The sequence below is a fragment of the Mycobacterium sp. E3339 genome (genome assembly GCF_001666915.1).
Lineage (GTDB): Bacteria > Actinomycetota > Actinomycetes > Mycobacteriales > Mycobacteriaceae > Mycobacterium.
On record NZ_LZIZ01000195.1, the window covers coordinates 22,821 to 46,749 of the forward strand.

The following is a 23,929-nucleotide window of genomic DNA, read 5'->3' on the forward strand; positions in this document are numbered from 1 at the left end:
GTTCTCTTTGAGACGTTCCCTTTGAGACCTGGGCGCGGCAATTACGATACGGTAGGTAGCGTTATGAAAGCAGACCCGTCCGCCATTGACAAGGCCCCCGGTGCCGGCCGGCCGCGGGACCCCCGCATCGACTCGGCGATCCTATCGGCCACCGCGGAACTGCTTGTCCAAATGGGCTATTCGAATCTGAGTCTGGCGGCGGTCGCCGAGCGTGCGGGAACCACCAAGTCGGCGCTCTACCGGCGCTGGTCGAGCAAGGCGGAGTTGGTACACGAGGCGGCCTTCCCGGTGGCGCCGACCGCCCTGGAGGCGCCGGCGGGGGATTTCGCCGCCGACGTCCGGATGATGATCGAGGCCACCCGCGACGTCTTCACCACGCCGGTCGTTCGCGCGGCCCTGCCCGGCCTGGTGGCCGACATGACGGCCGATCCGGCGCTGAACGCCCGCGTGATGTCGCGGTTCGCCGACCTGTTCGCGACGGTGCGGGTGCGGCTCAGCGACGCCGTCGACCGGGGCGAAGCGCATCCCGACGTGGATCCGGACCGGTTGATCGAGCTGATCGGAGGCGCCACGATGCTGCGCATGCTGCTGCGACCGGAGGACGACCTTGACGACGCGTGGGTGGAGCAGACCACCGCCATCGTCGTGCACGGGGTGACGCGATGACCGGCCGCCTGGTGGGGCGGGCCGCGATCGTCACCGGCGCCAGTCGCGGGCTGGGGCGGGCCACCGCGCTGGCCCTGGCGGCCGAGGGCGCCGCCGTGGCGGTGGCCGGGCGCACCGAGCAGGTGTGGGATGAGCGGCTGCCGGGCACCATCGGCGAGACGGTGGCCGACATCGAGGCGGCCGGCGGACAAGCGATCGCGGTCCGTGCCGACCTGACCGACCGTGACGACGTCGCGCGGTTGGTCGACACGGCGCGAGATGCCCTGGGGCCCATCACGATTCTGGTGAACAACGCGGCCTTCACCGCGCCCGGCCGCCCCCCGACGCCGGGCGCCGAACCGCGCGCCAAGCGCGCCACGCCGCCGGCCGGCGCCGGCAAGCCCGGCTGGCCCGGATTCCTCAGCATCCCACTGGCCGCGTACCGCCGGCATTTCGACATCGCGGTGTTCGCCGCCTACGAACTGATGCAACTGGTGTGCCCCGACATGATCGAAGCGGGCAACGGGTCGATCATCAACGTCACCTCGGTCGCGTCGCGACTGCCGGGTGACGGGCCGTATCCGGACCGCGGCGGCGGGGTCCTGCCCGGCTATGGCGGATCCAAGGCGGCGCTGGAACATCTGACCCAGTGCGCGGCGTACGATCTCGCCGATCACCGGATCGCGGTGAATGCCCTGTCGCCGTCGAAACCCATCCTCACTCCGGGGCTGGCCTACTACGCCCGTGATTTCGACGATACCGCCGCGGCCGACGAATTCGCCCGGGCCGCAGTCGAATTGACACTGGTCGACCCCGGAAAGGTCACGGGGCGCACGATCGGCCATCTGCAGGTCCTCGACGGCAGTTTTCGGCCCTTCCAGCTCGACTAGAGGCCTTTTTCGCCCTGACCTTCGGGTGGATCGGGATCACCGCGGAGGAGTTCGTCCGGATGATGAGCGTGGTTGATCTCGGGCGACCCGTCGCCATCCGTCCAGCCGAGACGCCCGTCGTCGGCGACCTCGGTGCGCCATTCGCCCCGGCTCGCCGCGGCGTGGTCGCCACCGCAGGCGAAGAACAGTTTGTCCGCATCGGTTTGGCCACCGTCCGCCCAGCCCGGGCAATGGTGCACCTCGCAGTGGTAGCCGGGTTCGAGGCAGGCGGGCCGCGTGCAACCGCGGTCGCGGGCGTAGCAGATGAGCCTCTGGTCGGCGGTGGCGAGGCGTTTCTGGCGGCCCAGATACAGCGGCCGGCCCGTGTGCTCGTCGAACACCGCCAAGTAGTGAATTCCCTTGGCCGCCATCCGGATCAGGTCCGCCATGGGCAGCCTCGAATCGCCGCCCGTTCGGGCAGGCGGCGGCATGGGGACCGATGAGTCGGCGACCGCGTGCGCGGCGCGGTCGAGTTCGGCCAGCGTGGTCGTGACGACCACCGTGACCGGGTGGCCTCGGTGCGTCCCGAGCCGGCCAGAGGAGACGGCCGTTTAGAGGCCCCATTTCAACGCGTCGTGGCAGCGTTGGGCCGGTGTGCGTCGATCGCGGGACTCCGGGTCGTCGCCGGCGCCGTCGGGTTCGTGGCGGCCGGGCCGCACGGCCGCTTCGACGGCTTCGAAGTAGGCGCGGGTCTCGGGGTCGAGCAGGCCGGACAGCCGTGACATGCCGTCGGGACCCTGTGGGCCCAGGTGCAATCGGCGGCGCCGGGCCCGGTCTTCATCGTTGAAGAGGCCGTCGGGATTGAGGTGGTCGGCGATCCGCCGGCCGAGCTTGGCGACGACCCCGGCGTCGAGTTTGGCCGCATGCTGCACCAGAGCGCGCTCGGCCTCTGCCCGATCCAAGGGCGACACGCAGGAGGGCAGAACATCCACGGACGCGCATACCGCCCGGATGTGGTCCTCGCCGACCGCACCCGCCGCCACCGCTGCCGCGAGCGCCGGTAGCTCCGGGGGCGCGGGCGGACCGGTGAGCGAGCGCCGCGGCCGGATCCGGGCCGCGAGCCGGAAGCGGCGGGTGATCTCGTTGGGCGTGATGCGCAGCCGCGCCCACAGCTTGTCGCGTACTCCCGGGACGAACCCGCTACCGTCGGGCGGGTCGGCGATTTCCGCGAAATACCGGTACATCAGCCCACGGTTGGTGCGTTCCTGGGTCTCGAGCCGTTCGGCGACCCCGAGCCGAAAGTCGTTGCCGACCACGTCCGATGAGGTCTGCCGCAGCACGTCGTGGGCCGCGTCGATCGCGTCGAGAGCGGCGTCGATCCGCTCCCGTGCCTGCTCGGCGCTCATCCTGAAACCCACACCCCGACATTATCGAACACAGGTTCGAAAGTGGCCGCCTCGATCCGGATTTGTGGATGAACCGTGGACTGTGGATAACGCCTCGTCTGACGTGCCAGGATGAGACAAAGCCAACCGTTCGAGTGGTGGGCCAATGCCTGGTATGGACAAGCCGACGGGGCGGGTCGTCGCCCTGATCGTGCTGCTGCTCGTCGTCTCCGCCGCCCTGCGCGGTTACCTGCCCGCCGCCCACCACGCCGAGCGGCGGGAGTCCGAAAGCAGCCAGGCGGCGCTGATTGCGGTGGTGGCAATCCTCGGCCTCGCACTCGCGCTCGTGGCGGTCGCGGTCATCGCGAGGCTGCGCGACCCCCGCGCGGCCGCACCGCAGGCCGGGCAGCTGTCCGAGATGCTGGGCACCGGCCGGGGGCGGCCAAGCTGGCGCGTGGTGCTGATCGGGCTGGCCGTCATCGTCGCCTGGCTGCTGATCGTGCTGGTGGTGTCCCGCCTGCTGACCACCCACAACGTCGGTCAGGCCCCTCCGCCGCCGGGAACCGGTACCGCGCCGGCGGACCCCGTCAACGCCCCGGCGTCGCCGCGGCCACACCGGCCGAACGGGGACATGTTCGGCATCCTGCTCGCCGCCACCGTCCCGATGATGTTGATCATCGTCACCGGGGCGCTCGTCATGTCCCGGCGACGGTCGCACGCGGCGACGCCGGTCGCGATCGCCGCCGCCCCCGTCGAACCCGCGGCGCGGCCCAACGAATCGCTGGCGCGGGCGGCCGAACGCGGGCTCGCCGAGATGACGGACCTCAGCCGCGAACCGCGCGAGGCGATCATCGCCTGTTACGCGGCGATGGAACGCGAGCTCGCCAATGTGCCCGGGGCCGCCCCGCAGGACTTCGACACCCCGACCGAGGTGCTGGCCCGCGCGGTCGAACACCATGCGCTGCACGTCGATAACGCCGTGCAGCTGGTGAACCTGTTCGCCGAGGCGCGGTTCAGCCCGCACGTGATGAACGAGGGCCACCGCGACCTCGCCGTGCGCGTTCTTCAATTGGTCCTCGACGAACTGGGCTCACGGAGTCCGGTATGAAAAGAACCCTGGCCCTTGGTGTATGCCTCATCGTCGGGATCGAGCTGCTGGCGCTGACGCAGCACGATCGCGGGCTGGTGCTCGCCGCCTCGGGTGGCGCGCTGGCTCTGGTGTTGCTCACCGTTCGTCGCGTCCTCGGGCGCGGAATGCTTCCCGAGGCCGAAGCCGACCCCGACGATCTCGGGGATTCGTTGCGCCGCTGGCTTTCCAACACCGAGACGACGATCCGGTGGGCGGAGTCCACCCGCGTGGACTGGGACCGGCACCTGCGCCCGATGCTTGCGCGCAGATACGAGATGACCACCGGCCAACGGAGGTCCAAGGACCCGGTGGCCTATCAGGTCAGCGGCCAAATGCTGTTCGGGACCGAGCTGTGGGAATGGGTCAATCCGAACAACGTCGCACCGACCGGCGACCGACGCCCCGGTCCCGGCCGTGCGACGCTGGAAGAGATTCTGCGAAAGTTGGAACAGGTATGACGTTGCCGGCGGCGACAACCACAGCGCACTGCGAGGCGGTGCTCGACGAGATCGAGCGCGTGGTGGTGGGCAAGCGTTCCGCGCTCACCCTGATCCTCACCGCGGTGCTGGCGCGCGGCCACGTGCTGATCGAAGACCTGCCCGGCCTGGGCAAAACCCTGATCGCCCGGTCGTTCGCCGCCGCGCTGGGCCTGCAGTTCACCCGCGTGCAGTTCACCCCGGACCTGCTTCCCGCGGACCTGCTCGGCTCGACGATCTACGACATGCAGTCGGGCCGGTTCGCCTTCCGCTCCGGGCCCATCTTCACCAACCTGTTGCTGGCCGACGAGATCAACCGCACGCCGCCCAAGACGCAGGCGGCGCTGCTCGAGGCGATGGCCGAAGGCCAAGTCAGCATCGACGGCGAAACACACCAGCTGCCGAGGCCTTTCATCGTGCTCGCGACGGACAACCCGATCGAGTACGAGGGCACCTATCCGCTGCCGGAGGCGCAGCTGGATCGATTCGCGATCCGCCTGGAACTGCGCTACCTCTCCGAGCGCGACGAGACCGCGATGCTGCGCCGCCGGCTCGAGCGCGGCTCGAACGAGCCGACCGTCAATCAAGTGGTGGATGCGCAGGACCTGCTCGCGATGCGCGAGTCGGTGGAGCAGGTGACCGTGCACGAAGACGTTTTGCACTACGTGGTTTCGCTGGCCAACGCCACCCGGCACCATCCGCAGGTGGCGGTGGGCGCGAGTCCACGCGCCGAGCTGGACCTGGTCCAACTCGCCCGCGCCCGTGCGCTTTTGCTCGGCCGCGATTACGTGATCCCCGAAGACGTCAAGGCCCTCGCCATCCCGGCGGTGGCGCACCGGATCACCCTGCGCCCGGAGATGTGGGTGCGCAAAATCCAGGGCGCCGACGTCGTCGGGGAGCTGCTGCGGCGGTTGCCGGTGCCCCGCACGGGGCACGGGGACCCTGGATGAGCGCAGGGGCAGCGGTCGAGTTCCGCTGGCGCGCATCGCAGTTGACGCGGGCGGTCGCGACCTGCGCAGGGTTGGCGCTCGCGGCAGCCGTGATCGGCGGGCGGTGGGAGCTGATCGCCTTCGCGGCGCCACTGCTCGGCGTGCTGTGCTCGATCAGCTGGCAGCGACCCGTCCCGACGGTCCGCGTGCACGGCGACCCCGATTCGCAGCGGTGCTTCGAGAACGACCGGGCCCGGGTGAAGATCTGGGCGACCGAGGACGGCGAGGCTGCCGCGGTGGAGGTGACGGTCCCGGCCGTGGGGGGAATGCAGGTCGAAGTCCTCGACGCGGATTCCCGCGACGCGAAAACCGTTGCGGCGACGGCACAACGCTGGGGCCGCTACTTCGTGCGGGCCCAGGTCGACGCGGTCGCGCGCGGCGGGCTGCTGTCGGGGACGGCCACCGTCGACGCCGCCGAAGTCATCGTGTTTCCGTTGACTCCGCCGCAGTCGACGCCCATCCCGCAAACCGAACTGCTCGACCGCCTGGGCGCCCACCTCACCCGCCATATCGGCCCGGGCGTCGAATACGCCGACATTCGCGCCTACGTCCCCGGCGACCAACTGCGGGCGGTGAATTGGCCGGTGAGCGCGCGCCGCGGCCAATTGCACGTCACGCAGCGGCTGACCGACCGCGCCGCGGACGTGGTGGTGCTGATCGACACCTATCGGCAACCGGCGGGCCCGGCCACCGAGGCCACCGAGCGCGTGGTGCGCGGCGCGGCGCAAGTGGTGCAGACCGCCCTGCGGCACGGCGACCGCGCCGGGGTCGTCGCCCTCGGCGGCAACCGACCGCGCTGGCTGGGCGCCGACATCGGGCAGCGCCAGTTCTACCGGGTGCTCGACACCGTGCTCGGCGCCGGCGATCGGTTCGAAAACACCACCGGCACTTTGGCGCCGCGCGCGGCCGTGCCCGCGGGCGCGATCGTCATCGCGTTCTCCACATTGCTCGACACCGAATTCGCGCTCGCGCTGATCGACCTGCGCAGGCGCGGCCACGTCGTCGTCGCCGTCGACATCCTCGACAGGTCCCCGTTCGAGGCCCAACAGGATCCCCTGGTGAACCGGATGTGGACGCTGCAGCGCTCGGCCATGTATCGCGACATGGCCACCGTGGGCGTCGACATCGTGTCGTGGGAGGGTGACAGCGGGTTGGAGCAGTCGATGGGTGTGCTGCCGGATCGCCGCCGGCGGGTGCGGGGGCGGCTCCGTGGCTAGCGAAGGCGCGGGTACGGTGCCGCGGCTGTGGGCCCCGGTGTTCTCGATCGCCTTCGGCTTGCTGATGGTGGGCCTGGCCGCCGACGGTTCACACGGGTTGGCGGTGACCGCTTGGGCGGCCGCCCTTTTCGCGGTGGCCGCCGGAACGGTATTTCACCCCGCGGCAACCCTTGCGGTGCTGCTGGCGGTGGTCACCATCATCTTGTCCGAACCGCCGCCGGTGTTCGTCGCGCTGTCCGGATTGTGCGCCGCCGCCTACCTGGTCTGCCGCCACGCGGCCGGCCCGGCGGCCGGTGCGGTCATGGGCAGCTGGCCCACGGCCGTTGGGGCGGTTGGCTTTACGCTCGCGGGGCTGGCCGCGACGTCGTTTCCGCTACAGCTGCCGTGGCTGCCGTTGGCCGCGCCGCTCGCGGCCCTCGGTGTCTACGTGCTGGCCGTGCGGCCGTTTCTGAGCTGAGGTCAGTGCAACAGCTGGGCGGCCTGGTCGGCCAGGTCCAGTAGCGGCTGCGGGAAGATGCCCAACGCCACGGTGATCGCGGCGCACACCGCGATCGCGGCCTTGCTCAAAATCCCCGGCGCCACCACGTGCGGGGTGTCCTCGGTCGCCTCGGTGAAGAACATCGACACGATCACTCGCACATAGAAGTAGGCGGCGATCCCACTGGCGACCACACCGACGATCACCAGCGGCACTGCGCCGCCCTGGGCGGCTGCCTTGAACACGGCGAGCTTGCTGACGAAGCCGCTCGTCAGCGGGATGCCGGCGAACGCCAGCAGGAACATCGAAAACATCACGCCCACAATGGGTGAGCGCTGCCCGAGTCCCGCCCAGTGCGACAGCGTGGCGTCCTCGACGCCGTCGGCGTCGCGGATCAGGCTGACGATGGCGAACGCGCCGACGGTGCTGAAGCTGTAAGCGAGCAGGTAGAACAGCGTCGACGAGAGGCCCGCCTGGTTGTCGGCGATGACGCCGGTGAGGATGAACCCGACGTGGGCGACCGACGAATAGGCCAGCATGCGTTTGACGTCGGTCTGGTTCACCGCGGTGATGGTGCCCACCGCCATGGTGAGAATGGAGATGGTCCACAGCACCGGCCGCCACTGCTCGTGCAGCGGCGGCAGCGCGACGTAGACCACCCGCAGCAGCGCGCCGAAGGCCGCGACCTTGGTGGCCGCCGCCATGAAACCGGTGATGGGGGTGGGGGCGCCCTGATACACGTCCGGAATCCACGAATGGAACGGAACCGCACCCACTTTGAACAGCAGGCCCACCGACAGCAGCGCGACGCCGACCAACGCCATCGAGGTGTCGCCGTGCGCCGCCAGCGCATCCCGGATGCCGGTCAGCAGCAGCGTGCCGGTCGCGCCGTACAGCAACGCCACGCCGTACAGGAAGAACGCGGACGAGAATGCGCCCAGCAGGAAGTACTTCATGGCCGCCTCCTGCGACAGCAGGCGCCGGTGCCGCGCCAGGCCGCACATCAGGTACAGGGGCAGCGAAAGAACCTCGAGCGCAACGAACATCGTCAACAGGTCGTTGGACGCCGGGAACACCATCATGCCGCCGACCGACAGCATCGCCAGGGGGAACAGCTCCGTCTGCGCGGCCCCGGCCCGCTGTGCGTCGCGCTCGGCGTCGCTGCCGGGAACCGCGGAAGCCTGCGGGGTGAAGGAATCCAGCCCGCCCGACCCGGCGGCCCCCACCCCCGCGGTGACCTTGCTGTCCGCTTTGGCCTGCGCGCGTTCGGCGATGAAGATCACCGCCAGCACCGCGACCAGCAGCACGGTGCCCTGCAGGTAAAGAGTCGGCCGGTCGATCGCCATCGCGCCCAGCACCGTCGCCCGGCCGGAGGCCGGAATCGACTCGGCCACCTCAACGGTCGCCACGAACGCGGCGATCAAACCGGCCAGGGCGAGCGTCACCTGGGCGCCGTAACGAATCCGTCTGGGCAGGAACGCCTCCGCGAGGATGCCGACCACGGCGACGCCGAACACGATCAGCGTCGGGCACAGCAGGAAGTACTCGATGCTGGGGGTGGGGAGGGTCATTATCGCGGTCCTTCGGCTGTCCGGGGTACGCGGTTGACTGCCGGCACGCTCGGCGCGGGGTCGTGCTGACCGATGGTGGTCATGGTGTTCTCGACGGCGGGGTTGATGATGTCCAGGACCGGCTTCGGGTAGATCCCGAGCACGAACAACAGCGCGATCAAGGGTGCGACCACGACCAATTCGCGTGCCCGCAGGTCACCGATCTTCTCGTTGCCGGCGGCCACCGGTCCGGTCATCATGCGCTGGTAGAGCCACAGCATGTAGATGGCCGACAGCACCAGCGCGGTGACACCGAACGCGGCGGCGAGCCAGTAACGATTGAAAGTGCCCAGCAGCACCAGGAATTCGCTGACGAACGGCGCCAGGCCGGGCAGCGACAACGTCGCCATGGCCGAGACGAGGAACGTGCCCGCCAACACCGGGGCCACCTTCTGCACGCCGCCGTAATCGGCGATCTGCCGGCTGCCGTGCCGGGCTATCAGGAATCCCGCGATCAGGAAGACCGCCGCCGTGGACAGGCCGTGGTTGAGCATGTACAGCGTCGACCCGCTCTGCCCCTGGCTCGTCATCACGAAGATGCCCAGGATGATGAATCCGAAGTGGGAGATGGAGGTGTAGGCGATCAGGCGCATGACGTCGGTCTGCCCGATCGCGACGATGGCGCCGTAGATGACCCCGATGACGGCCAGCACGATGATCAGGGGGCGGAAATACGTTGAGGCGCCGGGGAAGAGCTGAAGGCAGTAGCGCAGCATGCCGAAGGTGCCGACCTTGTCCATCACCGCCATCATCAACACCGCGGTCGCCGGGGTGGCCTCCACCGCGGCGTCGGGCAGCCAGCGGTGAAACGGCCACAGCGGCGCCTTGATCGCGAACGCGAACATGAAGCCCAAGAACAGCGCCTTGAACACCGCGGAGTCGGCGCCGTAGCGGCCGGAGGCGACGCCGGCCACGATCTCGCGGAAGTCGAAGGTGCCCGAACCGTGCTGCGCGGTCACCACGTACAGCCCGATCACCGCGGCCAGCATGATCAGCCCGCCGAACAGGTTGTACAGCAGGAACTTCACCGCCGCGCGGGACCGGCCCGGGCCACCGCCGAAGCCGCCGATCAGGAAGTACATCGGGATGAGCATGGCCTCGAAGAACACGTAGAACAGCAGCACGTCGAGCGCGACCACCGAGATCAACACCATCGCCTCGATGGCCAGCGTCAGGGCAACGTAGGCGTGCACGCCGCGATGGCTGCGTTCGCCGCCATCACCGTCGCTCCAACCCGCCACCTGCAGCACTGGGATCAGCACCGCGGTGAGCAGCACCAGCACCACTGCGATGCCGTCCACGCCCAGGGAGTAAGTGGCACCGAACGCCGGTATCCAGGAATGACTTTCGACGAATTGGTAAGTGCTGCCCCCGGACTTGAAGCCCAGCGTGACGACGATCGCCACCGCCAGCGTTAGAACGCCGAACACGAGGCCGGTCCACTTGGCCAGCCGGCGCAGCCCGGGCGGCAGCAGGATGACGAGCACCGAGCCGGCCAGCGGCACCAGCCACAGAATGCTCAGCCAGGGAAGGGTTTTCACCACAGTTTCACCGCCAGGATCAGCGCGACCACCAGGACCGCGCCCGTCAGCATCGACAATGCGTAGTTGCGGGCGAAGCCGGTTTGCAGCCCCCGCAAGCGATTCGAAGTCCGACCGACCAGCGCGGCCAGCGCGTTGACCGAGCCGTCCACCCCGGCGTTGTCGACGTCGACCAGCGCCTGGGTCAGCTCGGCCCCGGGGCGCATGAAGAGCTCCTCGTTGAACGCGTCGCCGTAGAAGTCCCTGCGCGCGGCCGTGGTGACCGGCGACACCGCAAGCGGGGCGACGCGGGGGATTTCGGCGTTGGCGTACAACCGGTAGGCCACCGCGATGCCGACCGCGACGACGCCCAGCGCCACGGCGGTGCTGACCCAGGCCGGGAACGCGTGGGTCACCTCTTCGTGTTTGCCGACGACCGGTTCGAGCCAGCGCGCCAGGGTGCCCCGCCAGGCCAGCAGTCCACCGGAGAACACCGAGCCGACGGCGAGCAGGATCATCGGCCAGGTCATCAGGCCGGGCGCCTCGTGGGGATGTGTGCCGGGGCCCCAACGCTTTTTGCCGAAGAAGGTCATCAGCATCACGCGCGTCATGTAGAACGCGGTGACGCCCGCGCCCAGCAGGGCGGCCCCGCCGAGGACGTAGCCGCGGGCGTCGCCGGCGCCCAGGGCCGCCTCGATGATGGCGTCCTTGGAGAAGAAGCCCGCGAACGGGGGCACGCCGATGATCGCCAGATAGCCGAGGCCGAAGGTGGCGAAGGTGACCGGCAGGGCGGCGCGCAGGCCGCCGTAGCGGCGCATGTCCTGCTCTTCGTGCATGGCGTGGATCACCGCGCCGGAGCCGAGGAATAGGCCGGCCTTGAAGAAGCCGTGGGTGAGCAGGTGCATGATCGCGAACGCGTAGCCGGCCGGGCCCAGGCCGGCGGCCAGCACCATGTATCCGATCTGACTCATGGTGGACGCCGCCAGCGCGCGCTTGATGTCGTCCTTGGCGCAGCCGATGAACGCTCCGAGTAGCAACGTGACGGCGCCGACCACCACCACCGCCGTTTGCGCGTCGGGCGCCAGGTTGTAGAGCGGGTTGGACCGCACGATCAGGTAGACGCCGGCCGTCACCATGGTGGCGGCGTGGATCAGCGCCGACACCGGGGTGGGGCCCTCCATGGCGTCACCCAGCCAGGCCTGCAGCGGAACCTGCGCGGACTTGGCGCAGGCGCCCAGCAGCAGCAGCAACCCCATCGCCGTCAGGGCGCCGCGCCCGGCGGCGGGCGCCCCGGCGAACACCCCGGCATACGACAGCGTGCCGAACGTGCTGAACATCAAGAACATTCCGAGCGCGAGCCCGGCGTCCCCGACGCGGTTCATCACGAACGCCTTCTTGGCCGCCGTGGCCGCCGTCGGCTTGTGGTACCAGAACCCGATCAGCAGGTAGGAGGCCAGGCCCACGCCCTCCCAGCCGACGTAGAGCACCACGTAGTTGTCGGCGACCACCAGCAGCAGCATCGAGGCCAGGAACAGGTTGAGGTAGCCGAAAAACCTGCGCCGGTCCGGGTCCTCGGCCATGTAGGCGACCGAATAGATGTGGATCAGCGATCCGACCCCGGAGATCAGCAGGACGAAACACACCGACAGCTGGTCGATCTGCATGCCGAGGTCCACCTGCAGTTGGCCCACCGGGATCCAGCTGAACACCGTCTGGTGGATGACCCGGTCCTCGGCGGCGCGGCCGAGCAGCTCGTTCAGCAGGTCCAGGCCCACGCCGAACGCCGCCAGCGCGGTGGCGCAGCCGAGCCAGTGCCCCCACGGGTCGGTGCGTCGTCCGCCGAACAACAGGATCGCGGCACCCGCCAGCGGCAGCGCCACCAGCAGCCAGGTGTAGTGAGTCATGTTGGCGCTGTCAGCCTTTGAGTAGGTTCGCGTCGTCGACCGACGCCGATTTGCGGGCACGGAAAATCGTCATGATGATGGCCAGGCCGACGACGACCTCGCAGGCGGCCACCACCATCGTGAAGAACGCGATCATCTGCCCGTCCAGGTGGCCGTGCATCCGCGCGAACGTGACGAACGCCAGGTTCACCGCATTCAGCATCAGCTCGACGCACATGAACATCACGATGGCGTTGCGCCGCAACAGCACACCCGAGGCCCCGATCGTGAACAGCAGGGCCGAAAGGTACAGGTAATTGGCCGGATTCACGATGCACCGCCTTTGATCGCCTGACGCGAGGGGGTCTCCTTGCCGTCGGCGCCGCGGCTGCGCAGGATCGGCGACACCGAAAGCTCCGAGTACGACCCGTCGGGCAGCAGCGCGGCCACGTCGACGGCGTTGTGCCGCGCATAGACACCGGGGCTGGGCATCGGGGTTGGGTGCCCACCGGGCTGGAACCGCTCCTGGGAGAGCTCCCGCTGCGTCTTGCGGCGCTCGAAACGCTCGCGGTGCGCCAGCACCATCGCCCCGACGGCCGCGGTGATCAGCAGCGCGCTGGTGAGCTCGAAGGCCCACACGTACCGGGAGAAGATCAGGGCGGCAAGCCCTTCCACGTTGCCGTTGGCGTTGGCAGTGGTCAGCCCGGCGAAGCCACCGGTCGCGCCGGTGCCGATCGCGGCGATCAGCAGAACGCCGAACCCGACGCCGGCCAACACCGCGGCGACGCGCTGACCGCGCAGCGTCTCCTTCAGGGATTCCGCCGAGTCCACGCCGATCAGCATCAGCACGAACAAGAACAGCATCATCACCGCGCCCGTGTAGACCACGACCTGGACGACGCCGAGAAACAGCGCGTCCTGGATCATGTAGAAGACCGCGAGGATGATCATCGTCATCGCCAGGAACATCGCCGAGTACACGGCGTTGACCGCCAGCACCACCCCGATCGCGCCGATCAGCGCGAGCGCGCCCAGCACCCAGAACGCGACCGCCTCACCGGTGGAGGTGCGGACGATGGTGTCGGCCGCCAACAGCTCGCCCGTCAATCCGGTCACCGGGACTCTCCGGCGTTCTCGATCTGCCGCAGGCCGTCGGCGGTCACGTTGCCCTGGTAATAGTCCTTGTCGGTGGCGCCGGGCGCCCGGGGATGCGGCGGCGCGGTCATCTCCGGCAGCAACGGGGCCAGCAGTCGGTCCTTTTCGTAGATCAGGTCGGCTCGGTTGTCGTCGGCCATCTCGTAGTCGTTGGTCATCGTCAGCGCCCGGGTGGGGCAGGCCTCGATGCACAGGCCGCAGCCGATGCACCGCAGGTAGTTGATCTGGTAGACCCGCCCGTAGCGCTCCCCGGGCGAATACCTCAACTCCTCGGTGTTGTCCGCGCCCTCGACGTAGATGGCGTCGGCCGGGCACGCCCACGCGCACAACTCGCACCCGATGCATTTCTCCAGACCGTCCGGGTAGCGGTTGAGTTGGTGGCGGCCGTGATAGCGCGGCGCGACCGGGCCCGGCTTCTCCGGGTACTCCTCGGTGACGTTCTTCTTGAACATCGACCCGAACGTCACGCCGAACCCGGCGACAGCGTCCAAAAACTTAGCCACGTGCGTTCTCCTTGCTCGCGGCCGCCAAAGACTTCATCGGCAGCGGCGGTGTCGGGAATACCGGAGTGGAGCCCTGTCCGGCCGGAAGTTGTTTGGCCTCGCGGCGCAGCTGCCGCTCCAGCGCGCGAATGCCGGGCGTGCTGAAGGGTTTTCGCAGCAACAGCACCAGCACGGTGGCGAATACGAGGCTGCTGACCACCAGCAGCGGCGTCCAGTGCGCGTACCCCTGGTTCTGCAGCGTGCGGATCACCGCGGCGATCAACACCCAGACCAGCGAGGCCGGGATCAGCAGCTTCCAGCCCAGCCCCATGAACTGGTCGTAGCGCAACCGGGGCAGCGAGGCGCGCAACCAGAAGTAGATGAACAGGAAGGTCCACATCTTGGCGGTGAACCACAGCACGGGCCACCACCCGGTGTTGGCGCCGTCCCACATGTTGATCGGCCACGGCGCATGCCAGCCGCCGAAGAACAGGACGGTGGCCAGCGAGGAAACCGTCATCATGTTGACGTACTCGGCCAGCATGAACATCGCGAACTTCAGCGACGAGTACTCGGTGTGGAAGCCCGCGACCAGCTCACCCTCCGCCTCGGGCAAATCGAATGGCGCCCGGTTGGTTTCGCCGACCATGGAGATCAGGTAGATCACGAACGACGGCAGCAGCAGGAAGACGAACCAGACCCGGTCCTGCGCGGCGACGATCTGCGACGTCGACATGGTGCCGGCGTAGAGGAAAACCGCCGCGAACGACAGCCCCATCGCCACCTCGTAGGAGATGACCTGGGCGGTGGAGCGCACCCCGCCGAGCAGCGGGTAGGTGGACCCGGATGCCCAGCCGCCCAGCACGATCCCGTACACCCCGATCGCCGACAGCCCCAGGATGAACAGCACCGCGACCGGCAGGTCGGTCAGCTGGAGCGGTGTGCGGTGGCCGAACACGGACACCACCGGGCCGAACGGGATGAACGCGAAGGCGGTGAACGCGGGGATGGTGGAGATGACGGGCGCCGCGAAGTAGACGAACTTGTCGACGCCGCCCGGGGTGATGGTTTCCTTGAGCGCCAACTTGATTCCGTCGGCCAGGCTCTGCAGGGCACCCCACGGTCCCGCCCGGTTGGGCCCGGGGCGCAGCTGCATCCAGCCCAGGATCTTGCGCTCGAGCAGGATCGCGACCAGCACGTTGAGCATGAGGAACACGAAGATGGCCAGCGCCTTGCCCAGCACCAGCCACCAGGTGTCGTGCCCAAACGCGGATAAGGAGCTCGTCATGATGATTTGCGCCGCTCCTCTTCATCGCTCCGTCCCCCGCAAGCGGGAGGTGCCCCCACTGCATCGTCGCCGGCGGATCCCACTCCGATTTTCACTGTGCTGCCCACGGTTACGCCCAACTGCCGGTGGACGGCGCACCCCGGTGAATTCAGCGGAAGCCAGACCACCCGGTCGGGCATGTCGGTGATCACCAGCGGCAGGCTGATCGACCCGCGTGGTGTGCTGATGGTGACCGCGTCACCGTCGCCGGCGCCGATTTCGGCGGCGGTGTCGGCCGACAACCGCGCTGCGGGTTTGCGTGCGGTCCCGGCGAGATGCGGTTCGCCGTCCTGCAATCGGCCGTTGTCCAGCAGCATGCGCCAACCGGTCAGCACGGCTTCGCCGGCGCCGGGCTGCGCGGGCCGCGGGGCCGCAACGTCGCTCCCGGCGGCCCACTTGCCGTCCCAACTGCCCAGCGCGGACAGTTCCGCGCGGGCCGCGTCCGCGGTCGACAGCCCCAGATAGACGCCCATCTCGTCGGCCAGCGCGTCGAGCACCTGGTGGTCGGATTGGCCGGCTTGCGCGATGGTGCCGCGCAGGGCCGGGGCGAACGGGCGGTAGCGGCCCTCCCAGTTGACGAAGGCGCCGGCCTTCTGCGTCGTCGGGGCGACCGGGAACACCACGTCGGCGCGCTCGGTGACGGCGCTGCGCCGCAGCTCCAGGCTGACGACGAACCCCGCGGCGTCGAGCGCGGCCAGGACGGCTTCGGGGTCGGCGAAGTCGTCGGGTTCGACGCCGCCGACCAGCAGGGCGCCCAGCGTCCCATCGGAGGCCGCCGCCAGGATGCCGTTCACGTCACGCCCTGCGGCCGATGGCAATTCGGAAACGTGCCACGCCGCCGCGATCTGGGCGCGGGCGGTCTCGTCGTCAAGCGGCCGGCCACCCGGCAGCAGGGCGGGTAGTGCCCCGGCCTCCAGCGCGCCGCGCTCCCCGGCGCGGCGCGGCACCCACGCCAGCCGGGCCCCGGTGGCGTCGGCGAGCCGGGCCGCGGCGGACAACCCGCCGGGCACCGTGGCCAGGCGTTCCCCGACCATGATGACCGCGCCGGCGGTGGACAGCAGTTCGCCGACCTCGCCGGTGGCCAGCCCATCCAGCGCGGCCGCTTCGGTCCCCGGAACGGTTTTGATGAGCCGACCGGACATCTTGACCAGTGCCCGGGTGGCGAAGGGCGCCACCGCGTACACCGGCAGCCCGTGCTTGCGGGCGGCCTTGCGCAGTCGCAGGAACACGATCGGCGACTCGTCCTCGGGCTCGAACCCGACCAGCACCACCACCGGCGCCGATTCGAGATCGGAGTAGCTGACGTCACGACGGCCGGCGATCCGCGCCGCCAGGAAGTCGGCCTCCTCGGCCGAGTTCGGCCGGGCACGGAAGTCGATGTCGTTGCTGTCCAAGACGATTCGCGCGAACTTGGAGTAGGCGTAGGCGTCTTCCAGGGTGGCCCGCCCGCCGACCAGCACACCGGTGCGCCCGCGAGCCTCGTCCAGGCCCCGGATCGCCGTCGCCATCGCGTGCGACCACGACGCGGGCACCAGGGAGCCGTCGGCGTCGCGGATCAGGGGAGTGGTGATCACGTCCGGCTGCGTCGCGTAGGTGAACGCCCACCGGCCCTTGTCGCAGTTCCACTCCTCGTTGACCTCGGGGTCGTCACCGGCCAGGCGGCGCAACACCTTGCCGCGGCGATGGTCGGTGCGCTGGGCGCACCCGGAGGCGCAGTGCTCGCACACGCTGGGGCTGGACACCAGGTCGAAGGGGCGGGCCCGGAAGCGGTAGGCGGTCCCGGTCAGCGCGCCCACCGGGCAGATCTGGACCGTGTTGCCCGAAAAATAGGAATCGAAAGGCTCGTTAGCGTAGATGCCGACCTGTTGCAGGGCGCCGCGCTCCTGCATGTCGATGAAGATGTCACCGGCGATCTGCTCGGAGAACCGCGTGCAGCGGGCGCACAGGATGCAGCGCTCGCGGTCGAGCAGCACCTGGGCGGAGATGTTGATCGGTTTGGCGAAGGTGCGCTTGACGTCGGTGAAGCGAGAATCCGCGCGGCCGTTGGACATCGCCTGGTTCTGCAGCGGGCACTCGCCGCCCTTGTCGCACATCGGGCAGTCCAGCGGATGGTTGATGAGCAACAGCTCCATCACGCCGTGCTGGGCCTTGTCGGCGGCCTCCGACGTGAGCTGCGTGCGGACCACCATGTCGTCGGTGGCGACGGTGGTGCACGACGCCATTGGCTTGCGTTGCCCCTCCACCTCGACCAGGCACTGCCGGCACGCGCCGACCGGCTCGAGCAGCGGGTGGTCGCAGAACCGCGGGATCTGGATGCCCATCAACTCGGCGGCGCGAATCACCAATGTGCCCTTGGGCACGCTGATTTCGTTGCCGTCGATGGTCAGCGTGACCATTTCCGGCGGACGTGCCCCTTCCTTCTCGGGGCCGTCCTTGGGGTCACCGGTTTCGGTTTTGGCGGCACTAGTCAAAGTGTCAAGCCTTTCCGTTCAGCATGGAGTCCCTCGGGTCGAACGGGCACCCGCCGCCCTCGACGTGGGCGACGTACTCGTCGCGGAAGTACTTGATCGAACTCATCACCGGGCTGGCGGCGCCATCGCCCAACGCGCAGAACGACTTTCCGAGAATGGTGTCGGAGATGTCGAGCAGCTTGTCGATGTCCTCGCTGGTGCCCTTACCGGTTTCCAGCCGATCGTAGATCTGGTCCAGCCAGAAGGTGCCCTCGCGGCACGGGGTGCACTTGCCGCACGACTCGTGCTTGTAGAAGTACGTCCAGCGCTGCACGGCGCGCACCACGCAGGTGGTCTCGTCGAAGATCTCCAGCGCCTTGGTGCCCAGCATCGAGCCGGCGGCACCGACGCCCTCGTAATCCAGCGGCACGTCCAGATGTTCCTCGGTGAGCAGCGGTGTCGAGGACCCGCCCGGGGTCCAGAACTTCAGGCGATGCCCGGCGCGGACCCCGCCCGCGTAGTCGAGCAATTCGCGCAGCGTGATGCCGAGCGGGGCCTCGTATTGACCGGGGCGGGTGACATGGCCGGACAGCGAATACAGCGTGAAGCCGGGCGATTTCTCGCTGCCCATCGATCGGAACCATTCGACGCCGTTGAGAATGATCGGCGGCACGCTGGCGATCGTCTCGACGTTGTTGATCACCGTGGGGCAACCGTAAAGCCCGGCCACGGCGGGGAACGGTGGCCGCAGCCGGGGCTGGCCGCGCCGGCCCTCCAGACCCTCCAGCAGCGCCGTTTCCTCGCCGCAGATGTAGGCGCCCGCACCGGCGTGCACCACCAGTTCCAGGTCGTAGCCGGATCCTTCGATGTCGCGGCCCAGATAGCCGGCGGCGTAAGCCTCGGCGACCGCGTTCTGCAGCCGGCGTATTACCGGCACCACTTCGCCGCGCACGTAGATGAAGGCATGGCTGGCCCGGATCGCGTAGGAGGCGATGATGGCGCCCTCCACCAACAGGTGGGGCGTCGCCAGCATCAGCGGAATGTCTTTGCACGTACCGGGTTCGGATTCGTCCGCGTTGACTACCAGGTAGTGCGGCTTGGCGGCCGGGCCGGTGTCGCCCTGCGGGATGAACGACCACTTGGTTCCGGTCGAGAAGCCGGCGCCGCCGCGACCGCGCAGACCCGAGTCCTTCACGGCCCCGATCACCGCGTCGGGGTCCATCTTCAGGGCCTTCTTCAGCGCCTGGTAACCGTCGTGGCGCTGGTAGGTCTCCAGCGTGAACGACTTCGGGTCGTCCCAGTAGGCGCTGATGACCGGGGTCAGCGGGGTGGTCATGACTCGCCTCCGGGAGCCGGCGGGGCTTCCATGCCCTTCTCCTTCGCCACCTGCAGCCCGGCCAAAGTGGCTGCACCGGCGCCGCCCTGGCCCTGGTCGGGGCGCTCGTCGGGCAGGCCGGCCAGGATGCGCGAGGTTTCGCGGAACTTGCACAGCGCACCGCGGGTGGGAGCCTTGGGATTTCCGGATCGCAGCGAGTCGACGAGTTCGCGTGCCGACTCGCACGTCTGGTTGTCGTAGAACTCCCAGTTGACCATCACCACCGGGGCGAAGTCGCACGCCGCGTTGCATTCGATGTGCTGCAACGTGACCGAGCCGTCGTCGGTGGTCTCATCATTGCCGATGCCGAGATGTTCTTTGAGCGCGTCGAATACCGCGTCGCCGCCCATGACCGCGCACAGCGTGTTGGTGCAGACGCCGACCAGGTAATCACCGGTGGGGCCGCGCCGGTACATGGTGTAGAAACTCGCCACCGCCGACACCTCGGCCCCGGTCAGCCCCAACTGCTCCCCGCAGAACTCGAGGCCCGCCGGGGTGAGGTAGGAATCCTCGGCCTGCACCAGGTGCAGCAGCGGCAGCAGCGCCGAGCGCTTGTTGGGGTAGCGGCCGATGATCTCCTTGGCGTCGACCTCGAGGCGCGCCCGCACCTCGGGCGAATACGACTGCGGCGCACCCTCGGTGACGAACGCGTTGGGCTCCTCGGGCGGGGGTCCGAGCCGGATGAAGACCGGCTGTCCCTGCGGGCCGGTCACCGGTCCACCCCGCCCATGACCGGGTCGATGCTGGCGACCGCGGTGATCAGGTCGGCCACCATGCCGCCCTCGCACATCGCCGCGACCGACTGCAGGTTGGTGAACGAGGGGTCCCGGTAGTGCACCCGGTAGGGCCGGGTGCCGCCGTCGCTCACCATGTGCACGCCCAGCTCGCCGCGCGGCGATTCCACCGCGGTGTACACCTGGCCCGCCGGCACCCTGATGCCCTCGGTGACCAATTTGAAGTGGTGGATCAGGGCCTCCATCGAGCCGCCCATGATCTTGGCGATGTGCTCGGGTGAGTTACCCATGCCGTCGGGGCCCACCTTCAGGTCGGCCGGCCAGGCGATCTTGCGGTCCTCGATCATCGTCGGACCCGGCTTCAACTTGTCCAGACACTGCTCGACGATCTTGATCGACTCCCACATCTCGTTGACGCGAATCATGTAGCGGCCGTAAGCATCACACGTGTCGGCGGTCATCACGTCGAATTCGTAGTTTTCATATCCGCAGTAGGGCTCGCTCTTGCGCAGGTCGTGCGGCAAGCCGGTGGCGCGCAGGATCGGCCCGGTGATGCCCAGCGCCATGCAACCGGTCAGATCCAGGTAGCCGACGTCGCAGGTGCGGGCTTTCCAGATGGCGTTTTCGTTGAGCAGGCCGCCCATTTCGCGCAGCACCTGGCGCAGCGGCTTGAGGGCTTCGGCGATGTCGGACTCCGCGCCCGGCGGCAGGTCCTGCGCGACGCCGCCCGGCCGGATGTAGGCGCTGTTCATTCGCAGCCCGGAGATCTTCTCGAACAGGGTCAGGACGATCTCGCGGCCTCGGAAACCGACGAACATCGGGGTCATGGCGCCCAGCTCCATGCCGCCGGTGGCCAGCGCCACCAGATGCGAGGAGATCCGGTTGAGCTCCATCATCATCACCCGGATGACGTTGACCCGCTCCGGGATCTGATCGGTGATGCCGAGCAGCTTCTCCACGCCCAGGCAGTAGGCGGTCTCGTTGAAAAACGGTGAGAGGTAATCCATTCGGGTCACGAATGTGACGCCCTGCGTCCAGTACCGGTATTCCAGGTTCTTTTCGATCCCGGTGTGCAGGTAGCCGATTCCGCATCGGACGTCGGTGATCGTCTCGCCCTCGATCTCGAGGATCAGCCGCAACACCCCGTGGGTGGACGGGTGTTGGGGCCCCATGTTGACGACGATCCGTTCGCCGGGGTCCGCGTTGCGGGCGGCCTCGACGATCTGGTCCCAGTCCTGGCCGCCGGCGACCAAGACGGTCTCCGGGCTTTCCGCGCCGCCGCTGGTCGAATCGGTGATTGTGCTCATCAGTTGTACGCTCTCCGCTCGTCGGGCGGGGGTATCTGCGCACCCTTGTATTCCACCGGGATGCCGCCGAGGGGGTAGTCCTTGCGTTGCGGGTGGCCATGCCAGTCGTCGGGCATCTCGATCCGGGTCAGCGACGGATGCCCGTCGAAGATGATGCCGAAGAAGTCGTAGGTTTCCCGCTCGTGCCAGTCGGTGGTCGGGTAGATGCCGAACAGCGAGGGGATGTGCGGATCACCGTCCGGCACAGCCACTTCCAGGCGGACGCGGCGATTGTGCGTGATCGACTGCAGCGGATACACGGCGTGCAGTTCGCGGCCCGTCTCGTGGGGGTAGTGCACCCCGCTCACGCCCAGGCACATCTCGAAACGCAGTCCGGGCTCGTCGCGAAGGCGCTGGGCCACCCGGGGCAGGGCGTCCCGGCGCACGTGCAGGGTCAGCTCGTCGCGGTACACCACGACCTTCTCCAGCGCGTCGGACAATTCGACGTCGGCGCTTTTCAGGGCCTCGGCCAGCTTGTCGACCACGTCGTCGAAGTAGCCCCCGTATGGGCGGGGCGAGCTGCCGGGTAGCACGACCTCCCGGACCAGCCGTCCGTACCCGGTGGTGTCACCGCTACCGGAGATGCCGAACATGCCGCGGCGTACGCCGATCACTTCGCCGTCGGCCCGGGGCGGGCCCCCGCCTTCGGTTGCCGCTTCCTTGGGGTCGTGGTCCGGCGAGCTCATCGCAGCAGCCCGCGCATCTCGATCGTGGGCCGGGCGGCCAGCGCCGCCTGCTCGGCTTCCGCGATGGCTTCTTCGCGGTTGACGCCCAGCGGCATCTGTTGAATCTTCTCGTGCAGCTTGAGGATTGCGTGCAGCAGCATCTCGGGCCGCGGCGGGCAACCGGGCAGGTAGATGTCCACCGGGACCACGTGATCCACGCCCTGCACGATCGCGTAGTTGTTGAACATCCCGCCCGACGATGCGCACACGCCCATGGCCAGCACCCACTTCGGCTCGCCCATCTGGTCGTAGATCTGGCGCAGCACCGGCGCCATCTTCTGGCTCACCCGGCCGGCCACGATCATCAGGTCGGCTTGCCGCGGCGTCGCCGAGAACCGCTCCATGCCGAACCGCGCGATGTCGAATCTCGGTCCGGCGGTTGCCATCATCTCGATGGCGCAGCACGCCAACCCGAATGTCGCCGGCCACAACGAGTTCTTGCGGACGTAACCGGCCACCTTCTCGACCGTCGACAGCAGAATCCCACCGGGCAGCTGTTCCTCGAGACCCACGTCTACCTCAATCCCACGTCAGGCCGCCGCGGCGCCACACATAGGCGTACGCCACAAAAACCGTGAGCATGAACACCACCATCTCGACCAACGCGAACGTTCCCAGCGCGTCGTAACTGACCGCCCAGGGATACAAGAACACGATTTCGATGTCGAAGACGATAAACAGCATTGCGGTCAGGTAATACTTCACCGGGAACCGCTGTCCGCTCGCCGCGTGCGGGCCGCTGACCGGGCTTTCGGTCGGCTCGATCCCGCACTCGTAGGCCGCCATCTTCGACTTGTTGTATCGCGACGGTCCGGCGATGCTCGCGATCGCGACCGATCCCACGGCGAAGGCCGCCGCTATCGCTCCGAGAACCAGGATGGGTATGTAGACGTTCAACTCGCTCCAAGATCTCCTCGTACGGGTCGCCGTGCGGCGGCCGGGCGGGGGGCCGGGCTGCTGTGACGTACGCGGGCTGCGGGGCGCCACAGTGACCTCCACAACATAGCGTCGTGAAGACAGGTGTGCTTTGTCGGGGTGGGGGTATCCGTCAGAGTTTTGTGTCGTAGCAACCCGGCGGTTGGCCGCCGTGCACCGGCACCTTCGTCCGCGAGGCGCGACCGGGTGCTGTTACCGCAGGTGAAGGCGCTAGCGGGTGGGGGTGCGGAGCAGTCCCAGCACCGTGCGGCCGAGCACGATGGGGTCGATCGGGTGCGGCACGGCGGCTTCGGCCCGCGACCAGTTCGCCAGCCAGGCGTCGTCCGCGCGGCCGGTCAGCACCACGAGGGGCGGGCACGTCGCGAGTTCGTCCTTGAGTTGTTTGGCGATTCCCATGCCGCCGGTGGGCGTGGCCTCGCCGTCCAGAATGGCCAAGTCGATGCCGCCCTCGTCCATCTGGCGCACCACCATCGGGGCCGTCGCCACCTCGAGGTAGGTCAGCTCCGGCAAATCCGGATGCAGGTGCTTGCCCAGGGCCCGGATCACCTGTTCGCGGGTGTTGGCGTTGTCGCTGTAGACCAGGATCCGCAGGGCAACGCTGGATTCGGGGCTGGAATCGGGCACGGTCCAGATGGTACTGGTGCCGCACCGGCTTTACTGGGCAGCCCGCACGAAGACCAGTTCCGCGGCCGCCTTGGCCGTCGAACCCATCATGGAAAGCCGGTTCCAGCCCAGGTCGAACCTGGTGCGGTCGACGTCGGTCTCCCCGGTGACCCGGATCGATCCGTCGTCGAGCTCGGTGATGGTGGCGGAGACCGGCAGCGGCTCGGTGATGCCTTTGATGGTGAACGCGGCCCGCACATCCGCCGCGTTGCCTTTGGTCGGTTGCACCGCGGTGACGACGACGTTGATCTCGCCGTAGCGCTCGACGTCGAAGAAGTCGGCGGAGCGCAGGTGCTTGTCGCGCCGCCCGATGCCGGTGTCGATCGAGGCCGCGCGGATGTCGATGCGCCCGAAAACTGCTCCCGCGCCCGTCAGTTGGCCGTCGCCACTGAACTCGGTGAACCGGCCCTTGACGTTGACCAGGCCCCACATGTTTCTGATCTTGAAGGTGATGGCCGAGCGGTCCGGGACGAGGTTCCAGACGCCGGCCACGTCGGGATCGTTCAGCAGTGTTTCCAGAGTTGTCATCTCCCAC

At 68.5% G+C, this 23,929-nt stretch carries 22 protein-coding genes and 2 pseudogenes; 7 read left to right on the forward strand and 17 right to left on the reverse strand.

Translation table 11 applies throughout. The features are described from left to right. The first annotated feature begins 63 nt into the window (after positions 1–63). Both A5702_RS18000 and A5702_RS18005 read left to right on the forward strand, forming a co-directional pair. Positions 64–666 (forward strand): TetR/AcrR family transcriptional regulator, encoded by a 603-nt coding sequence (locus A5702_RS18000; protein ID WP_055403862.1) that lies wholly within the window; start codon positions 64–66, stop codon positions 664–666. Then, positions 663–1,535 (forward strand): SDR family NAD(P)-dependent oxidoreductase, encoded by an 873-nt coding sequence (locus tag A5702_RS18005; RefSeq protein WP_068222362.1) that lies wholly within the window; start codon positions 663–665, stop codon positions 1,533–1,535. Before A5702_RS18000 ends, A5702_RS18005 begins: the two co-directional genes overlap by 4 nt. Here the strand turns inward: A5702_RS18005 and A5702_RS18010 are convergent. After that, positions 1,532–2,920: pseudogene (locus A5702_RS18010) on the reverse strand (13E12 repeat family protein). The gene A5702_RS18005 and the pseudogene A5702_RS18010 overlap by 4 nt on opposite strands. A 145-nt stretch (positions 2,921–3,065) precedes the next feature. On the opposite strand from A5702_RS18010, the gene A5702_RS18015 reads away from it, so the two are divergent. The 5 genes from A5702_RS18015 to A5702_RS18035 all read left to right on the forward strand — a co-directional run bounded on the left by A5702_RS18015 (position 3,066) and on the right by A5702_RS18035 (position 7,167). Then, positions 3,066–4,007 (forward strand): DUF4129 domain-containing protein, encoded by a 942-nt coding sequence (locus A5702_RS18015; protein WP_197281270.1) that lies wholly within the window; start codon positions 3,066–3,068, stop codon positions 4,005–4,007. Continuing rightward, positions 4,004–4,486: a hypothetical protein gene (locus tag A5702_RS18020; protein WP_055403866.1), complete on the forward strand. Its 483-nt coding sequence runs from the start codon at positions 4,004–4,006 to the stop codon at positions 4,484–4,486. The genes A5702_RS18015 and A5702_RS18020 overlap by 4 nt, the downstream gene beginning before the upstream one ends. Then, positions 4,483–5,454: a MoxR family ATPase gene (locus A5702_RS18025; protein ID WP_055403867.1), complete on the forward strand. Its 972-nt coding sequence runs from the start codon at positions 4,483–4,485 to the stop codon at positions 5,452–5,454. Before A5702_RS18020 ends, A5702_RS18025 begins: the two co-directional genes overlap by 4 nt. Then, the gene (locus A5702_RS18030; protein ID WP_055403868.1) at positions 5,451–6,710 is read left to right on the forward strand and encodes a DUF58 domain-containing protein; all 1,260 of its coding nucleotides are present in this window, start codon (positions 5,451–5,453) and stop codon (positions 6,708–6,710) included. Before A5702_RS18025 ends, A5702_RS18030 begins: the two co-directional genes overlap by 4 nt. Positions 6,711–6,774: 64 nt before the next feature. Beyond that, positions 6,775–7,167, forward strand: coding sequence for a hypothetical protein (locus tag A5702_RS18035; RefSeq protein WP_231965087.1), 393 nt, complete (start codon positions 6,775–6,777; stop codon positions 7,165–7,167). Between the two features lie 2 nt (positions 7,168–7,169). Here the strand turns inward: A5702_RS18035 and nuoN are convergent, their stop codons facing one another. From nuoN to A5702_RS18115, 16 genes and pseudogenes are all read right to left on the reverse strand, one after another. Then, the gene (nuoN, locus tag A5702_RS18040; protein WP_068222369.1) at positions 7,170–8,759 is read right to left on the reverse strand and encodes an NADH-quinone oxidoreductase subunit NuoN; all 1,590 of its coding nucleotides are present in this window, start codon (positions 8,757–8,759) and stop codon (positions 7,170–7,172) included. Beyond that, on the reverse strand, positions 8,759–10,339 hold the full coding sequence (locus A5702_RS18045; RefSeq protein WP_197506620.1) for an NADH-quinone oxidoreductase subunit M: 1,581 nt from the start codon (positions 10,337–10,339) through the stop codon (positions 8,759–8,761). Before A5702_RS18045 ends, nuoN begins: the two co-directional genes overlap by 1 nt. Further along, positions 10,336–12,222, reverse strand: a complete 1,887-nt coding sequence (nuoL, locus tag A5702_RS18050; protein WP_068222375.1) for an NADH-quinone oxidoreductase subunit L — start codon at positions 12,220–12,222, stop codon at positions 10,336–10,338. Before nuoL ends, A5702_RS18045 begins: the two co-directional genes overlap by 4 nt. A 10-nt stretch (positions 12,223–12,232) precedes the next feature. Then, a complete protein-coding gene (nuoK, locus tag A5702_RS18055; protein WP_007168303.1) occupies positions 12,233–12,532 on the reverse strand; it encodes an NADH-quinone oxidoreductase subunit NuoK in 300 nt (99 codons plus the stop codon). Then, on the reverse strand, positions 12,529–13,296 hold the full coding sequence (locus tag A5702_RS18060) for an NADH-quinone oxidoreductase subunit J (protein ID WP_156349529.1): 768 nt from the start codon (positions 13,294–13,296) through the stop codon (positions 12,529–12,531). The genes nuoK and A5702_RS18060 overlap by 4 nt, the downstream gene beginning before the upstream one ends. 17 nt (positions 13,297–13,313) lie before the next feature. Continuing rightward, positions 13,314–13,880, reverse strand: a pseudogene (gene nuoI, locus A5702_RS18065) (NADH-quinone oxidoreductase subunit NuoI); the annotation flags it as partial. Then, positions 13,852–15,126 carry an NADH-quinone oxidoreductase subunit NuoH gene (gene nuoH, locus A5702_RS18070; RefSeq protein WP_055402976.1) on the reverse strand — a complete coding sequence of 425 codons (1,275 nt, stop codon included), beginning with the start codon at positions 15,124–15,126 and terminating at the stop codon, positions 13,852–13,854. The gene nuoH and the pseudogene nuoI, both read right to left, overlap by 29 nt. Beyond that, positions 15,123–17,561, reverse strand: a complete 2,439-nt coding sequence (locus tag A5702_RS18075; RefSeq protein ID WP_231965092.1) for an NADH-quinone oxidoreductase subunit G — start codon at positions 17,559–17,561, stop codon at positions 15,123–15,125. The genes nuoH and A5702_RS18075 overlap by 4 nt, the downstream gene beginning before the upstream one ends. Before the next feature lie 79 nt (positions 17,562–17,640). Next, on the reverse strand, positions 17,641–18,951 hold the full coding sequence (gene nuoF, locus A5702_RS18080) for an NADH-quinone oxidoreductase subunit NuoF (RefSeq protein WP_068222380.1): 1,311 nt from the start codon (positions 18,949–18,951) through the stop codon (positions 17,641–17,643). Next, positions 18,948–19,703 (reverse strand): NADH-quinone oxidoreductase subunit NuoE, encoded by a 756-nt coding sequence (nuoE, locus tag A5702_RS18085; RefSeq protein ID WP_055402982.1) that lies wholly within the window; start codon positions 19,701–19,703, stop codon positions 18,948–18,950. The genes nuoF and nuoE overlap by 4 nt, the downstream gene beginning before the upstream one ends. After that, positions 19,700–21,031, reverse strand: coding sequence for an NADH dehydrogenase (quinone) subunit D (nuoD, locus tag A5702_RS18090; RefSeq protein WP_055402984.1), 1,332 nt, complete (start codon positions 21,029–21,031; stop codon positions 19,700–19,702). The genes nuoE and nuoD overlap by 4 nt, the downstream gene beginning before the upstream one ends. Next, entirely contained in the window at positions 21,031–21,756 is a 726-nt protein-coding gene (locus tag A5702_RS18095) for an NADH-quinone oxidoreductase subunit C (protein WP_055402986.1), read from the reverse strand. The genes nuoD and A5702_RS18095 overlap by 1 nt, the downstream gene beginning before the upstream one ends. Continuing rightward, the gene (locus A5702_RS18100) at positions 21,753–22,307 is read right to left on the reverse strand and encodes an NADH-quinone oxidoreductase subunit B family protein (RefSeq protein ID WP_055402988.1); all 555 of its coding nucleotides are present in this window, start codon (positions 22,305–22,307) and stop codon (positions 21,753–21,755) included. The genes A5702_RS18095 and A5702_RS18100 overlap by 4 nt, the downstream gene beginning before the upstream one ends. A gap of 7 nt (positions 22,308–22,314) precedes the next feature. Further along, on the reverse strand, positions 22,315–22,692 hold the full coding sequence (locus tag A5702_RS18105; protein ID WP_055402991.1) for an NADH-quinone oxidoreductase subunit A: 378 nt from the start codon (positions 22,690–22,692) through the stop codon (positions 22,315–22,317). Between the two features lie 249 nt (positions 22,693–22,941). Continuing rightward, positions 22,942–23,355 (reverse strand): response regulator transcription factor, encoded by a 414-nt coding sequence (locus tag A5702_RS18110; RefSeq protein ID WP_055402993.1) that lies wholly within the window; start codon positions 23,353–23,355, stop codon positions 22,942–22,944. A gap of 30 nt (positions 23,356–23,385) precedes the next feature. Next, complete coding sequence (locus A5702_RS18115) at positions 23,386–23,922, reverse strand: YceI family protein (protein WP_068222440.1); 537 nt, start codon at positions 23,920–23,922, stop codon at positions 23,386–23,388. Positions 23,923–23,929 lie beyond the last annotated feature (7 nt).

Bases quoted from the DNA above. Each gene is read 5' to 3' on its own strand.
- A5702_RS18005 (WP_068222362.1), top strand. From the start codon at position 663: ATGACCGGCCGCCTGGTGGGGCGGGCCGCGATCGTCACCGGCGCCAGT.
- A5702_RS18115 (WP_068222440.1), bottom strand. From the start codon at position 23,922: ATGACAACTCTGGAAACACTGCTGAACGATCCCGACGTGGCCGGCGTC.
- A5702_RS18000 (WP_055403862.1), top strand. From the start codon at position 64: ATGAAAGCAGACCCGTCCGCCATTGACAAGGCCCCCGGTGCCGGCCGG.
- A5702_RS18030 (WP_055403868.1), top strand. From the start codon at position 5,451: ATGAGCGCAGGGGCAGCGGTCGAGTTCCGCTGGCGCGCATCGCAGTTG.
- A5702_RS18075 (WP_231965092.1), bottom strand. From the start codon at position 17,561: ATGGTCACGCTGACCATCGACGGCAACGAAATCAGCGTGCCCAAGGGC.
- nuoF (WP_068222380.1), bottom strand. From the start codon at position 18,951: ATGACCACCCCGCTGACCCCGGTCATCAGCGCCTACTGGGACGACCCG.
- nuoH (WP_055402976.1), bottom strand. From the start codon at position 15,126: ATGACGAGCTCCTTATCCGCGTTTGGGCACGACACCTGGTGGCTGGTG.
- A5702_RS18015 (WP_197281270.1), top strand. From the start codon at position 3,066: ATGCCTGGTATGGACAAGCCGACGGGGCGGGTCGTCGCCCTGATCGTG.
- A5702_RS18095 (WP_055402986.1), bottom strand. From the start codon at position 21,756: ATGAGCTCGCCGGACCACGACCCCAAGGAAGCGGCAACCGAAGGCGGG.
- A5702_RS18035 (WP_231965087.1), top strand. From the start codon at position 6,775: ATGGTGGGCCTGGCCGCCGACGGTTCACACGGGTTGGCGGTGACCGCT.
- A5702_RS18020 (WP_055403866.1), top strand. From the start codon at position 4,004: ATGAAAAGAACCCTGGCCCTTGGTGTATGCCTCATCGTCGGGATCGAG.
- nuoN (WP_068222369.1), bottom strand. From the start codon at position 8,759: ATGACCCTCCCCACCCCCAGCATCGAGTACTTCCTGCTGTGCCCGACG.
- nuoL (WP_068222375.1), bottom strand. From the start codon at position 12,222: ATGACTCACTACACCTGGCTGCTGGTGGCGCTGCCGCTGGCGGGTGCC.
- A5702_RS18025 (WP_055403867.1), top strand. From the start codon at position 4,483: ATGACGTTGCCGGCGGCGACAACCACAGCGCACTGCGAGGCGGTGCTC.
- nuoD (WP_055402984.1), bottom strand. From the start codon at position 21,031: ATGAGCACAATCACCGATTCGACCAGCGGCGGCGCGGAAAGCCCGGAG.